Origin of the sequence: Sulfolobus islandicus Y.N.15.51, from assembly GCF_000022485.1 — an archaeon.
In the GTDB taxonomy this organism is placed as follows: Archaea; Thermoproteota; Thermoprotei_A; order Sulfolobales; family Sulfolobaceae; genus Saccharolobus; species Saccharolobus islandicus.
Genome location: NC_012623.1, coordinates 462,183 through 475,582, shown reverse-complemented (window position 1 = coordinate 475,582; position 13,400 = coordinate 462,183). Strand labels below are relative to the sequence as shown.

Below are 13,400 nucleotides of genomic sequence, written 5' to 3'. Positions count from 1 at the left end.
ATAGTTGTGGTAGCAAAAGGTGAAAAATAATGACAAAAAGTAAAAATAACCCCGGAAGGGGTAATACCATAAGGGAGAGTAATACCATGAAGGTAATGGAAGAAATAAGAGAAAAGATAAGAAAGGCAATCAAAGAAGGAGTTAGCCTAAGGGAAATAGAGGAGATAATCTTGCAAGAGGCCATGATGGAAGAGAGGGAAGCCTACCTAGAAGTTGAGGACGACCACAAGAACGGGACCTACTTCAGATATCTGGGAACCGGAGACGGAGTATTAAGACTCAGAGTACCGAGAACCAGAAAGGGTGGCTTCAGACCCAAGATCCTTCCGGAGAAGTACGAGAGGACCAGCCCAGATTACGAGGACTTCCTCCAGCAGCTCGTTCTATCAGGCATGACTCCAAGTCAAGTCAAGGCCGTGTTAGCAGCCAAGGGAATACCGTATAGTGAGATCGTAATGAATCGGGTTGCCGAGAGAATATCCAACAAACTCAAGGAATACAAGAGCCGCGAACTACCTCACGATCTCCTAGCCCTTTACATCGATGTGAAGATCGTAAAGGTCAGAATCAGCGAGTCGATCATGGAGAGAGCCATTTACATTGCCATAGGAGTTGACTTAGAAGGGAATAAGTTCGTCTTGGACTACGAAGTTAGGGATAGGGAGGACTTGGACGGTTGGAAGTCCTTCTTGAGCGGACTCGTAAGCAGGGGAGTCAGCAGGGTTGACGTAATCGTGAGCGATGACTTCTCTGGACTCGATCGCGTCGTGTCCACGCTCTTTCCCTCCTCTCAACACCAGCTCTGTATAACACACATGGTTAGGAACCTCATGAGGGTCCTCCCAGACAAGGAGAAGGAGGAACTAATGATTAGAGTTAGGGATCTAAAGTCCTCCAGGAACGTGGAGGAGGGAAGGAAGGCTATATTGTCCCTCAGCCAACTTGTCCAACCCTTTTCTCCAGCCCGAGCCAAGAGGCTTCTTGACGCTGCTGACAAGTATTGTTCCTTTCTCAACTTCCCCAGGGAGATTAGACACTACCTCTACACTAATAACACGTCGGAGAGTTTCAACTCGACCCTGGCTAGGTTCGAGGAGGAGCTCGGAGGTTACTTTCCCTCTCTTCGCTCCTTGGAGGTCTATCTCTACGTTTCGATCCATGAAAGTAATTCGCGTTGGAAGTTCAGGCCCATGTCGGTGATAAGGCATTACTCATATCATCTCAAACAACTCCACGCTTCAAGGTTCCAGGTGAGTCTTGATGAAGACTTTTAACCTTCTGCTTACATATTTTCTCACACAACTATACCCAGTAGCCCCACATATATAGCGATTGGAATAATTGTACTAATAGTTATAATAGTAATAGCCGTGGTGTTAGTTAGAAGAAGGTAAAAATTCTTTTTTAAATGTTTTTTGTCCTTTTCCTTTGTTATTAGTAGAAAAATTTATATACTTTAGGGTTACCCTCATACCATATGAGAGGAAGAACTCATAATTGCGCTTTCCATATCTCTCGGAATTGCAGTTGCTATATTATCGTTGCCAGATATACTAGAGCCAATAGCACATAAAATATTATTAGTCTTAGGCATTTATTGGCCTTTAGCAATTTTTATAATAGGTATAGTTCATGGACTTAAACCTGACGAACATACATGGCCAATTACCGTATCCTATGGAATAATGCAGAGGAATATGAAAGGTGCAATAGTTTCTACAAGCGTTTTCGCAGTGGCATTAACACTCGTCTGGGCTAGTTTGAGCGCATTGACTGGACAACTTCTCTCATTCTTTCAGAATTACAACTTAGACCCAATAGTAGATGTTATAGTAGGGCTGACAATGATAGGAGTTGCCTTAATTTTCATTATTAAAGGCAAGGATAAAGTTGTGGATAAAGATAATAATCCAGATTACAAATTAATCTGGATTCACGGCCTAGCTGCGGCCTTTGGAGGGGATTTTATAGTAATATTGTTATTAACCATTGCCCTAAGTACACTTATTAGTGGGAATATCACCTTCTTAATTGGACTATTATTTGGAATAGGTTCATGGATAGCCCAATCCATAGTGGTTTTATTAATATACAAAGGTTTGGTCAAAGGAGTGAAAGCGAATTTCCAAATTCTAGCTAAGGCAGGGAGGCTATCACTACTATTTCTAGGAATTTTTATGATAGGGTTGGGAATTTTAAGCTCTCTAACCGGTTAAAAATCTTTTATACTCTTTTCGGTCAACTTCGCAATAGCCTTTCTTAAAACTTGCATTATGGCTGGTTTAGAAATACCCAACTCATTTGCTAACTCCTCTAGTCCTATTCTTTTAGGCGTTTCGAAGTATCCCTTATCAAAGGCTAGCTTCAGAATTGATAATTCCTTAGGCGTTAGCTCTTCCTTTACTGAAAGGAGTGGATTTGAAGATTCCTCAATAATTTTAAACTCATAAGTTAGCTCTTTCACCTCTGGTATGATCTTAATGAAGTTTTCGGAGTCAGCAATTACGTTCCATCTTTCCATTCCTTCATATATAGTTTCTGACATGCTAAAAATTCTACAATCCTTTAATAATCTTTCAGCTATTCTTCCTTTAAGACTCTCTATCGATGCGTATATTGCTCTGATATTAGATTTGTTTTTGTACTCATCTATTATTCTGAAATCAATAGTTGTTTCATTTCTACTCAGCATTCTAATTATTTGCCTATAAAACTCCTTGTCCTTAGCGTAAATTATACCCATAACGTTTTCAGTGAGTCCATCTAAAGATGGAATTCTCCTTACAACCTTTACATATAATTCCTCTTCGTTAAATCTCTCAGTGTAACGACTCCAATCGTCGTGTGAGAGCACTATGGTGTAACTTTTTATCACTATAGAATATAGTAATGTTTGAATTTAAAAGGATTAGATGGTTCATCTTACTATGAAATTCTATCTTTCTCGCGAATTATAATATATATTGCAATTGATACTAGTAATATGATAACATAGACGATAATATAATTCGTAAAGCTATCATTATCCCGAGGAATACTGAAATTTATCTCATGGAGTTTATCTCCCAGTGATAAGTACAATTTACCCTTAGGTATATAAATGGTGGAATTTGGCAAGCTTATAGCTAATTCATAAGTACCGTTATTGTATTTCATTATTATGGGAGAACCTTGAATTAAAGGAAAGTTCTGATAGAAGAATATAGGATTATGGTAATACTGTACAGAGTTGTTCTCCACAACAAGACCAGTTGAAATCATTGTACCCGAGGGAAGTCTATTTAAACCTCTCTTACCAATTTGATAATATGATATAGTCGAATTGTAAAAAAGTATTAATAAGACAGATTTATTGTAAATATAAAAGTTCGATACGTTATGAATATTTAGTCCATAAGTAGTATTAAATAGAACTAAGTATAGATAGGGATTGAAGTTGGCTAACAAATAATAATCTGAAATACGATTCGCAACCGATGGTAAAACGTTAACAGAATAATTGACTACATTGATAATGGGCCCTACTTCAATAGACAGTGGGACAACAATTGGATTAACAAGGGTTAAGCTACTTGAAAGCAGTACTGAGGGAAAGAGCGGTGTATATATTGCATAAGGCTTCTCTAGTTGTTTGGTATAATTATTTATCTCTAAGCTTTCCATATAGCTCCCATTAATAGAGTAAACCGAGATGTTACTTTCGTTGTAGAATACTAGAAATCGCAGACCCTCTAAGTTAGAAGGAATATATCCACTCATATACCCCCTAAATTTAATCTCTGTAGAACTTATTGACCCCGTATTTAAATTTACGGCTTCTATTTCATATTCCCCTATTGTGGAATTAGAATATATAGGATAAACTATGTAAATCCAGTTTTTATATGTGAAAATGGGTAATACTTCATTTAGTGGAAAGAAAGACCCAGTTATAATATGATCTTTAATTAGTGTAAGATTTAAGGGATATCCGATAACATCGCTTATGCTAATATTCTTTTCATATTTATTAAGAAAATTAGTTGCTGATATAGAAATATTATAAATGGGAATGTTTTCCTCTAAAAGTGAACCATTAGTGGTCATATTTCTACTTATTACTCCCACTAGCTTCTTGCTAATCAGAACTATATAGTCTCCAGTTAAGAGTGGATACTGAACAGAATAATTATAGTTTAGCTTTATATTACTAATTAAGGTTAACGAGGAGTCTATAACATAGACTGTTAAACTTCCTTGTGCACGCATCTCAATTACTAGATATCCATCGTAAGTGTACGTTAGAACGTTGGACTCGTTAAGAGAAATGGTAGGCAAAGTTATTCTATTTCTATTAACATCTTCTAAAGTTATATTTAGAAAATCAGCTTTAGAAGTCTGGATTACCATTATTGGCTTTCCTTCTAAGACAATTAAACTGATGAATATATTTTTCATAGTGCTCGTCTTAACCAATATACCATTACAAAATTCTGATAAAATCAATACTATTAATATGATCGTTAATACTCTTGACGCGCGCTTCTCACTCACATTTAAACATTACTTTTCTCATATTTATATATCAAATTTTAGAGGAACTGACATTTCTTGATGGCTTTTTAGAAAGTGCCGTCACTTAACTACAAATTAATTAAGTTTACTGACCTTGATAAAGAGAAGACGCTAAACCAATATAATTAATATACGTTTGGAATATCAAGGAGAGAATTTATAGCTTAATGACGGCATTATCTTCACATTCAGGCATTCAAGGAAAATCCTATAACTGCTGTTATCAAATCACAAGAAAATATATTAGGTTTTAAAACGAGTAAACTTTAACGTGATAAGGGCAATAAACGTAAGTAAAATTTTTCACGGAAGTTCTGCAGTAGTTGAAGTTAATCTAGATATTTATGAGAACGAGAAGGTAGGAGTTATAGGTGTTCATAACTCAGGAAAGACTGTACTACTTCAGATGCTAGCTGGAGATGTGAAACCAACTAAAGGTAAAGTGTATTTAGAAGATAAGAGGAAGATCGCTTATATACCTCAGGTACCCAAATTTATACCCACTATCAGTGTTAAAGACGTAATGACTTATGTTAATAAGGAGTATCATTATTTAGATTTTGTTGGATTAGATGGAAATAAGAAGGTTAAGGATCTATCCTTAGATGAGAAAAAGAGGTTGTCCTTAGCTCTTTCATTACCTTTTTCCCCTAACCACCTCATAGTCGATGACATGTCCCAAATTTCTTCTCTAACTAAAGATTTGATAAGGAGATTTAAAGGAGGTGTGATAATTGCTCACCATAACCTTAAGGATATATGGGATTTAATAGATAGAGTTATAATTATGTCTAAGGGTAGGGTCGTTTTCGATGGTCCCAAGAGTGGATTGTTGTACAAGGTTATAAGATTTAAGAATAGTGAGATATGGGAAAGGGAAAACGAGAATAGTATTGAAATTGATTTAGATAAACGTGGAGTTAAGTATGAGGTTATTAGAGTGACACCAGATGAGGTTTTCCTATATTTTTATGCAGGAATTTAAAAGATCAATTGTATTCGTCTTCTTAATTCTTATAGCTCTGAGTCTGTCACTAATAGCTGCGCAAATTCTTTCCGAATCGATAAGCGTTATAGGAATCGTTGAGGGCTCTTCTTATGGGATAAAAGTATCAGGCTATGTCTTTGACTTTCAAGGAAAAGGTGTAAGTTCAGAAATAAAGTTGTCATACTACAATTTCACAGAGAGCGTTAAGACAAATAATGGGTCATTTTACTTGTATCTTCCAGTGGCTTATATTCAGAATAATACTAGGATTAACGTAATAATAAATTCATTTCAAAAGAACGTAAATCTAACATTAACTATACCAAACTCTTCAACTACTTTCGCTTTTTCAAGTCTCTTTTTAAAATATTATTCCAGCCAAAATCTTTCAATAATAAGCGTTAAGGGTAAAACTTTCATCGCAGTAGATCCTAAACAAGAAAATTCAAATTATACAATTTTTGAGATTAATTCAGACAATGTTAATCTTCCTCTAGATGTCAATTTCACCTACAATAATTTTTCAAACACGCTAAAGATACCTCTCATTATCCTTTTATTATTTTTCTTTTCCTTTATCGATTTGATGGACTACTATTTATTATCCTCTTTTCCAAGAGGCGAATTAAGGCAAATTATGAGGTTAGTAGGAACAATTAAAGTATATGTCGGAAAGTTAATAGCTGAGATACCTTTGACAATTATGTTATCCAGTCTGTCATTTTATTTGTTTGAATTCATTTTGATAGGTAATGACATCGCCTTGATTTTACCTTATATGATAGCTTCAATCTCTTTCTCTTTAGGTGTTTACGGTTTGGCGCCATTCGGAAGTAAGAACATGATATATTATTCTGTAATATTAGGATTTTATATTGTAAATTTAGTAATATATGATAGATACTTATATTCTCTCTTAGCAACTCTTCTCCTAATAGTTGGATATATAAAACTGAGAATTTCCTAGATAAGTATTAAATACACAATGACAGCAATGTATATCACACTACCTACTATTATCCATAATATCTTGTTATTTACAACGTTAAACTTTCGTAAAACCAAAGAGTCTATTGAGAAATTACCAGAACCATAGGCTATTATGTACGCGTTTATTATCATCATTAGAAGATTTAACCCATATTCCTCAGCTCCAGTCCAGCTAGCAGATAAGAAGTAAATTAAGTTAGTGTAAAATGCTACTACACCACATAGTCTGCTCATTAGTCCTATAAGGATTAGAATCCCAAAGCAGATCTCTCCTATCATCACTAAGGTTCCAACTAGAACCGGATGTGGCATTGCGACTATGTATAAAAATTGCCTTATAATAGATCCTTGGGCTAAGTACTGTATTGTAAAACCTACATACTGTTCGGAAGATGGATTCAGAAATCCTGAATTGAGAAGTTTTCCTAAAATACCCGCATAGAGCCATATGGAAGCCGTTGATATCCTTAAAATTAATGTAAAATTATCGGAGATCATTGTCTTTGCCATAACAATCCCTCTCTTAATTTCTTGCTAATTTGTATGAGAGAGTACAATGATAAAGAGAGAATTACCACTCCAGCAAATACGGGAGAGGAGAGTAATATTAATTGGGAGATAGTAGAGAGTAAGGGCATTCCCATATAGATTGTGTACTTCCACACTAGGTTTTTACTTATTAATGGGAACGAGGAGGAAGCGAGATACAATAGTGAATTTATTGCAGTAGGGGTTAAGCAGCAAATTCCCGCTATTGTTCCAATTGATGGGACAGAGGCTGTCAAAAATCCTCCTGCAATGTTTGTTGCAGTTATCCTAAAGGTCTTTGGTACTTTCCATTCCATTAAATTGTATGACACATATATTAGTGAAATGGTATAGTAGCTTAGCATGAACGCAAATGATAGTATTAACGTGTTTAATAGAGCAAAGATGATCATTGGTATGTTAAGAACGAAGAAATTAAAGTAGATTTGAATTCCATATGCATCGTATGTTATAGTTGTTAGCTTTAAAAAATAGGGACTAATGTTGATGTTCGGGACCAAGATGACTCCGCTAACTATTAGGAAGGATACTAAATAGGAAACTGAATAGAAAATTAGTATTTTTCTAAACGCCTTATCGTTTAGAAGACTCTTCATAATATTTAATACGGTAAAGTCTCCTTTCACTAGTATGAATTTGTTCTCCTTGTGTCTATAAAGGAAGTACCCAAATATACTAGAACAAGCAAGATATATAACGGTGAATATTAAGAAGGGAAGTATAAACGTTTGTTGTCCGGTATCAGATAAGGGAGAATACCACAAACTAACTATCCTAATCCCATTTATTAAAATTGGGAGAAATACGGTAAAATTAAAAAACAAAAAAGTATAGAAATATGGATGTAGGACTTTCATCCCTATTCCCCTAACAGTGAAGCCCAGTAACTGGAGGTAACAAAACGTTATCAACTAGGTAAGTTGCTACTTGGTTTTGAACTGGAATTATCACTGCTGGAGCGGTAGACAAAGGTACATAGCTACTTACCGTTAAACTACTTACGGATATTAGAGCTATTATACCACCTGATTGTACATTACCGTGAATCACTACATATGCGTACTGCCCTCCAGGCATAAGTTCTATATCTGCTAAGCCTTTAACACTAAATGATGGCAAGTCTATAGTTTTGACTATCTGAAAAGTGGATGTGGATATCACAAACACTTGATTCGTATTTGAAGGTGCCTCAAGGTAGTAATCTCCATTTGGAGTGAATACACCCCTCTGTGGTATTGTACCGTTGGGCATTTGTAAGATGCCTAGCAATTTCAATGATGGTAAAGAGTAAAACCCAACTGAGTTATTTCCAACGTACTCTACCGCTACCATTGTGCCTTGCATATTAGGGCTTACCATATAGGGTTGTGAACCAGCAGCAGTGGGTAAAACCTTAATTAAGCTACCGTTTAACGCTATAAGATCAACGCTGTTGTTAAATCTCATTGGAACTATTAAATAGTTTCCATCTGGACTCCATCTAACGTCACAAGGATAATACGTTCTACCATTAACTGGAGAGACGAAATGCTGTTCCCATAATACGTTAAGAGATGAAACGTTGATTAGAGCTAAGATACCGCTTGGACCATCTGCTACTGCGACTAGTTGTTGACTTGGTGAGTATGCAACTCCTATAAATCCTATACTATTTCCAAAATTGAATTCCTTTACGATCTTTAAACTATTAGCATCGATTGCGTAAACCGTACCATTATTTACTGGTATGAGGTAATATCGTGATTGTGCAGCATTTTCAAATGGATACTCAACCCACCAGTATACTTGTTGTGGTACGTTTGTAGAGATGTTAATGGAATGCGTATATCCTTGGAAAGGAGTAGTGGATGATGGGTTTATTATTTCTGCAATTCCTTTCTGTGTGAATACTAGGAAACTGTATTGAGGAGAAGTAGTAGTAGAAACTGAACTACTGGTAGTTTGGGTCGAACTAGGTATTGATGACGATTGAGACTGCTTTAACATAATGTATGCAGCCCCTACTCCTATCAATATAATTACTATGAGTCCTACTATTAACCATAATTGATAACTGGACAACGCCTTTATTAACTGCTTTTTATTCATTCGATTCCCTCAAAATATTACGTATTTTTAGGTAATTATAAAAGTTGTGATATTATAAACCCTTATTAAAGTTAATATAATTAAATTGTAATAATCATATCTACAGTATCTAATACTTTTGCATAAAATTAAGAAAACCCTTGAACCAAAATAAATTAGTTGACTAAGAAAATTCTTCATCAACATTTTTCTTATTGTTATATCATAAGAATAGACTTTTTATTCTTAAAATTAAATTCAGTTATGCGCTAAATGGCTGAAGATAAGTTTTTTAAATAGAATTAACATCATTTTAAACAATGATAGAGGAAACTACACTGATTTACGCTGAAGATTTCAAGTCATTGTTAGACCTTGAAAACTCGTATAAGTTATATAAATTATCAAATATAAAAAAGCTAGATTTTGGGTATATTTGTTACCTCACCATATTCAGACTAAAAGTAGAATGTATATGCAAGCCGAGAAAGGATGGCCTTGATATAATAGAAAAGAATGGAAGATTCATAATAAATATAACGTTCCAGAAGGAAAGCGAAGAGAGAATAAACGTAAAAATAAGTTACAGAGGAATTCTCGAAAAACTCCTAAGTAGTATAGCAAATTCAATAAGGAAAAATTTAGAAGAATATTCAAAATATTTAATAGGAAAGCAAAAAGTTGAAAATAATCTTAGAATTTCTACTCTTAAGCCAGATAAAGTAGTAGATCTTAGAGGAGAAGAGTGCCCAGTCCCTGAAATAACGTTAAAGAGAGAATTGATGAAGGCTAATAGGGGAGAAATAATAGAAGCTTTAACTGATAATCCAGCTGCAGTAGCTCACACTATCCCAGAAATAATTAAGTTATTTAACTGTAGATATGAGGTCCTAAAATATGAAGACTACGTATCTTTTAGGATTTTAGTTTTAAGTAATACGATTAACACTGATGAATACGTTAAGGTCATTAAGGAATTCAACGAGGCTAGGATTAGAGAACTAATTAGGGATAAGAAATTCATGTCGTTTTTATATACATATTTCGTGAAATTCCATAAAGTTGAAAAAGTTAATGATTTTAAGAATTATAGATTTAATTGTGAAAAAGACATTTGCCTAGTTTCATCAGCACCTTTAGGTAGGGGATGGCTATTTACTGGACTGATTAAGAGTAACAAAATGGTATGTGCTAGGATTGACACTGAAAATGAAACCTTATTAGATTACCAAGCATTAGAATGTTTAAAGAAGTTAGCTGGAGAAACAAATGTCATGTATTTATCGTTAGATTGACTATTTGCAAAAATTTATTTGGACTAAGCGTGTATTTCCCATTATGGAGCTTAAGGATGAATGTGGTTGCATAGTTAATAGGAAATACGCTTCAGACTTTCTAATGAAAAGGTTATTTAGCTATAAGAAGAAGATAAATGCCAAAAAATTGGGCTATTTTAGAATAGATAATTCTAGGTGGTTCACACTCTATAGGGCTCAAGATGGGAAAATATATTATGAAAGTTCTGAATGTCCACTACTCATAATAACCTTAGAAGCACTTTGTGAGAGATATATTGAAAATGAGGGAAAAATAAATAGAGATAACTCCATGGAAAAACTACGTCAAATCAAGGGATTTACAACTAACCAGATAGTGAATGAAGTTGTTGAGAAATTTATAAATGGTGTCAGCAATGGTTAAGAAAATTGCCTATATAGTTGAATCCAATTTGGGTTCTTATATTTTAGGGCAGATGGTAGTACCGCAGTTAGAGGAAAACAGACACAACGCTGAAGTTATTGGAATGTTCTTTATACACGATAATGTCTATATTCTAATGAAAGATAATCCCTTAGCCGAAAGATTAGGTAAACTTAGTAGGGAAAGGGGTATATATTTGCAAGCCTGTGATCAATGCGTATACATGAGAAATTTAGCTGATAAACTAATAGAGGAAGCAAAGATAGGCTGTTTCCCTGACTTTTATGCAAAAGTATTAGATACTGTAGATATGATTATTACAATTTAATTATATTAACTTTAATAAGGGTTTATAATATCACAACTTTTATAATTACCTAAAAATACGTAATATTTTGAGGGAATCAAAGTGGAAGATCTAACTTTAAGACAACCAGATGAGGTTCTTGATGTTAGAGGAGAGGAATGTCCTGTTCCAGAAATGAGCGCGAGCAAAAAATTGAAGAAAATGAAAGTAGGACAAATGTTAGAAGTGTTAACAGATCACGAACCCGCAGTACATGTTACTTTACCTTCTTTATGTAAATCCTTAGGGTACCCATTTGTAGTGATAAGAGATAACGGACTTTACAAGGTGAGAATCCTAAAGGTGAAATAATCAATGCCAAGTATGGTACTACAGCCAGTACTTCAAGAGAGTTGGGCATTAATCTACGGATTATTCGCTCTTTCTGGATTTATTTTGGGTTGGGCAGCCCAAAGAGGTAATTATTGTTTTGTAAACGCAATGACTTCAATATTTACGGCCAAAAGTTATGAGCGATTTGGAGCCCTTTTAATACTATTCGGTTTGTCCGCGTTAGGAAGCGGATTACTAGTTGCATTTGGAGTTATTCCAGCATTTGATCAGTATTATTATAACTATTTTGCAGGTTGGTATATCCTTGTTGGCTCTATAATATTTGGCTTTGGTGCAGCATTAGCAGGTGGTTGTAATCTATCAATGCTTTATAGGGCTGCTAGTGGGTATGTTCAAAATTGGATAGAGCTATTCGGAATGATGATAGGCACATATGTATTTGCAATAGGTATATGGCCCTTCCAGCTATACACAATGGCTAATGGGATTTTATCAACTACGAACGGAGGATATGTTGAATACTTGCCCTACATTATATTTCACTCAATTTCAAATATGTCAGTCTATATAACCACGTTAGTAGTTAGCCTACCACTAATATTCATTGGAATATACTTGCAACAGTACACTAAGAGAAAATGGGCAATCTCATCTAGTCTACGTATCAATTTACCTGCAGCTAGAGCGTATTATAATCAAAACATAAGTACATCTGGAGAAGAAAAGGTATCGTTAACCAAGGAAATTAAAGATTTGATACTATTAAGAAAACCATATGGAACTAACTTGACTACAATAATATTGGCATTAGATTTACTTTTAGTTTTCATAGTTGGTGCTGGATACACCTTCAATTACCTAGTCATAACTTCGTCTGATGGCGGTAGATTCTTTGAATACTTGCTAATGTTAGGAAACGTCAAGTTATTTCTAAACACACCTTGGTTTAACGATTCGCTACCAATTGTCGACCCAAGTACGCTAATGGTAATAATGTTGTGTATTGGAGCTTTCTCAGCATCATATCTAAGTGGTGACTTCAAAATACGAATACCAAGAAATAAGAGTAGACTGCTGATAGGGTTCGGAGGAGGAATGTTAGTTGGTATAGGCGTTAGAATGGCCCTTGGATGCAATGTAGGATTAATGTGGACTAATTTTGCCCAATTAGGTTATGACGGTATTATATTCCTCTTCGGAATGTTATTAGGAGTTTATTTAGCGATTAAAGTCCAAGAGAGGTGGCTATAATGATTTCCTTACCAATTATTAGAAGATTATTAGCACCCTTAGTAGTAAGTTTATTTGCATTAGGTTGGTATGGATTCTCAGTACAATACATAGTTTCCAACAATAATGTGGCATTAGAAAACGGCGTATTTTCAGCTTACATATCCCCATCACAATTGCAAGGATATATAGAGGCAACCAGATATATTTGTTATGTAGTAGTTTATTTGGGACTCATATTCTTCTGGTATAATCTAGTTAAGACGGTTAGAGAATTGGAGGAGGCGAATAAACAATGAGTGATTTATATGCAATAATGGTAATATCTGGAGAAGATGAAAAACTCTATATGGCCTATATAACTGCCATAGGCTACGCCTCTTCTGGAAATAAAGTGTACATGTTCTTCACCATGGATGGGTTAAGGGGAGTAACAAAGGAAATAGAGAAAATACAGCTACCTAACGTAAAGCCATTATCCTATTACTATGAAAATCTAATAGAATTAGGAGGTGATGATATAGAACTTACAGCATGTGAATTTGGAATGAAAGTTAAGAACGTTAATCATGAAAGGCTATTGGATAAGGTTAAGATAAGCGGTGTTTCGGAATTCGCATTAAAGAGTTCCGAGGCTAAAGCCACATTAATCTTTTAAAAAGTTTTTTAGTGTCAATAACG

At 34.8% G+C, this 13,400-nt stretch carries 16 protein-coding genes; 11 read left to right on the top strand and 5 right to left on the bottom strand.

The window, feature by feature from the left end; all coding sequences use genetic code 11:
- The first annotated feature begins 29 nt into the window (after positions 1 to 29).
- Both YN1551_RS02470 and YN1551_RS02465 read left to right on the top strand, forming a co-directional pair.
- On the top strand, positions 30 to 1,274 hold the full coding sequence (locus tag YN1551_RS02470; protein ID WP_012715675.1) for an IS256-like element ISC1332 family transposase: 1,245 nt from the start codon (positions 30 to 32) through the stop codon (positions 1,272 to 1,274).
- Between the two features lie 267 nt (positions 1,275 to 1,541).
- Positions 1,542 to 2,216, top strand: coding sequence for a hypothetical protein (locus YN1551_RS02465; protein WP_012717132.1), 675 nt, complete (start codon positions 1,542 to 1,544; stop codon positions 2,214 to 2,216).
- Here YN1551_RS02465 and YN1551_RS02460 read toward each other — a convergent pair.
- Both YN1551_RS02460 and YN1551_RS02455 read right to left on the bottom strand, forming a co-directional pair.
- The gene (locus YN1551_RS02460) at positions 2,213 to 2,875 is read right to left on the bottom strand and encodes a helix-turn-helix domain-containing protein (RefSeq protein WP_009989122.1); all 663 of its coding nucleotides are present in this window, start codon (positions 2,873 to 2,875) and stop codon (positions 2,213 to 2,215) included. The two genes, YN1551_RS02465 and YN1551_RS02460, sit on opposite strands and share 4 nt — an antisense overlap.
- Before the next feature lie 50 nt (positions 2,876 to 2,925).
- The gene (locus YN1551_RS02455; protein WP_012717131.1) at positions 2,926 to 4,533 is read right to left on the bottom strand and encodes a hypothetical protein; all 1,608 of its coding nucleotides are present in this window, start codon (positions 4,531 to 4,533) and stop codon (positions 2,926 to 2,928) included.
- A 292-nt stretch (positions 4,534 to 4,825) separates the two neighbouring features.
- Here YN1551_RS02455 and YN1551_RS02450 point away from each other — a divergent pair, with 292 nt between their 5' ends.
- Complete coding sequence (locus YN1551_RS02450; protein WP_012714313.1) at positions 4,826 to 5,539, top strand: ATP-binding cassette domain-containing protein; 714 nt, start codon at positions 4,826 to 4,828, stop codon at positions 5,537 to 5,539.
- Positions 5,505 to 6,509 (top strand): hypothetical protein, encoded by a 1,005-nt coding sequence (locus tag YN1551_RS02445; protein WP_012717130.1) that lies wholly within the window; start codon positions 5,505 to 5,507, stop codon positions 6,507 to 6,509. Before YN1551_RS02450 ends, YN1551_RS02445 begins: the two co-directional genes overlap by 35 nt.
- Here YN1551_RS02445 and YN1551_RS02440 read toward each other — a convergent pair.
- Genes YN1551_RS02440 through YN1551_RS02430 form a run of 3 tightly spaced genes read right to left on the bottom strand, consistent with a single transcriptional unit; the run spans position 6,506 to position 9,169 of the window.
- Positions 6,506 to 7,042, bottom strand: coding sequence for a TQO small subunit DoxD (locus YN1551_RS02440; protein ID WP_012717129.1), 537 nt, complete (start codon positions 7,040 to 7,042; stop codon positions 6,506 to 6,508). The two genes, YN1551_RS02445 and YN1551_RS02440, sit on opposite strands and share 4 nt — an antisense overlap.
- Positions 7,027 to 7,938, bottom strand: coding sequence for a hypothetical protein (locus YN1551_RS02435; protein ID WP_012714316.1), 912 nt, complete (start codon positions 7,936 to 7,938; stop codon positions 7,027 to 7,029). The genes YN1551_RS02440 and YN1551_RS02435 overlap by 16 nt, the downstream gene beginning before the upstream one ends.
- A gap of 10 nt (positions 7,939 to 7,948) precedes the next feature.
- Positions 7,949 to 9,169: a YncE family protein gene (locus tag YN1551_RS02430; RefSeq protein ID WP_012714317.1), complete on the bottom strand. Its 1,221-nt coding sequence runs from the start codon at positions 9,167 to 9,169 to the stop codon at positions 7,949 to 7,951.
- 299 nt (positions 9,170 to 9,468) lie between these two features.
- Here YN1551_RS02430 and YN1551_RS02425 point away from each other — a divergent pair, with 299 nt between their 5' ends.
- The 7 genes from YN1551_RS02425 (at position 9,469) to YN1551_RS02395 (ending at position 13,377) form a co-directional block, all read left to right on the top strand.
- Positions 9,469 to 10,443: a sulfurtransferase TusA family protein gene (locus YN1551_RS02425; RefSeq protein ID WP_012717128.1), complete on the top strand. Its 975-nt coding sequence runs from the start codon at positions 9,469 to 9,471 to the stop codon at positions 10,441 to 10,443.
- Positions 10,444 to 10,486: 43 nt separating this feature from the next.
- Positions 10,487 to 10,849 carry a hypothetical protein gene (locus YN1551_RS02420; protein ID WP_009989112.1) on the top strand — a complete coding sequence of 121 codons (363 nt, stop codon included), beginning with the start codon at positions 10,487 to 10,489 and terminating at the stop codon, positions 10,847 to 10,849.
- Positions 10,842 to 11,177 carry a DsrE family protein gene (locus YN1551_RS02415; protein WP_009989109.1) on the top strand — a complete coding sequence of 112 codons (336 nt, stop codon included), beginning with the start codon at positions 10,842 to 10,844 and terminating at the stop codon, positions 11,175 to 11,177. The genes YN1551_RS02420 and YN1551_RS02415 overlap by 8 nt, the downstream gene beginning before the upstream one ends.
- 81 nt (positions 11,178 to 11,258) lie before the next feature.
- Positions 11,259 to 11,507: a sulfurtransferase TusA family protein gene (locus YN1551_RS02410; RefSeq protein WP_009989107.1), complete on the top strand. Its 249-nt coding sequence runs from the start codon at positions 11,259 to 11,261 to the stop codon at positions 11,505 to 11,507.
- Positions 11,508 to 11,510: 3 nt separating this feature from the next.
- Positions 11,511 to 12,740: a YeeE/YedE family protein gene (locus YN1551_RS02405; protein ID WP_009989106.1), complete on the top strand. Its 1,230-nt coding sequence runs from the start codon at positions 11,511 to 11,513 to the stop codon at positions 12,738 to 12,740.
- Positions 12,740 to 13,018, top strand: coding sequence for a hypothetical protein (locus tag YN1551_RS02400; protein ID WP_009989105.1), 279 nt, complete (start codon positions 12,740 to 12,742; stop codon positions 13,016 to 13,018). The genes YN1551_RS02405 and YN1551_RS02400 overlap by 1 nt, the downstream gene beginning before the upstream one ends.
- Complete coding sequence (locus YN1551_RS02395; RefSeq protein WP_009989104.1) at positions 13,015 to 13,377, top strand: DsrE family protein; 363 nt, start codon at positions 13,015 to 13,017, stop codon at positions 13,375 to 13,377. The genes YN1551_RS02400 and YN1551_RS02395 overlap by 4 nt, the downstream gene beginning before the upstream one ends.
- Positions 13,378 to 13,400: the final 23 nt, after the last annotated feature.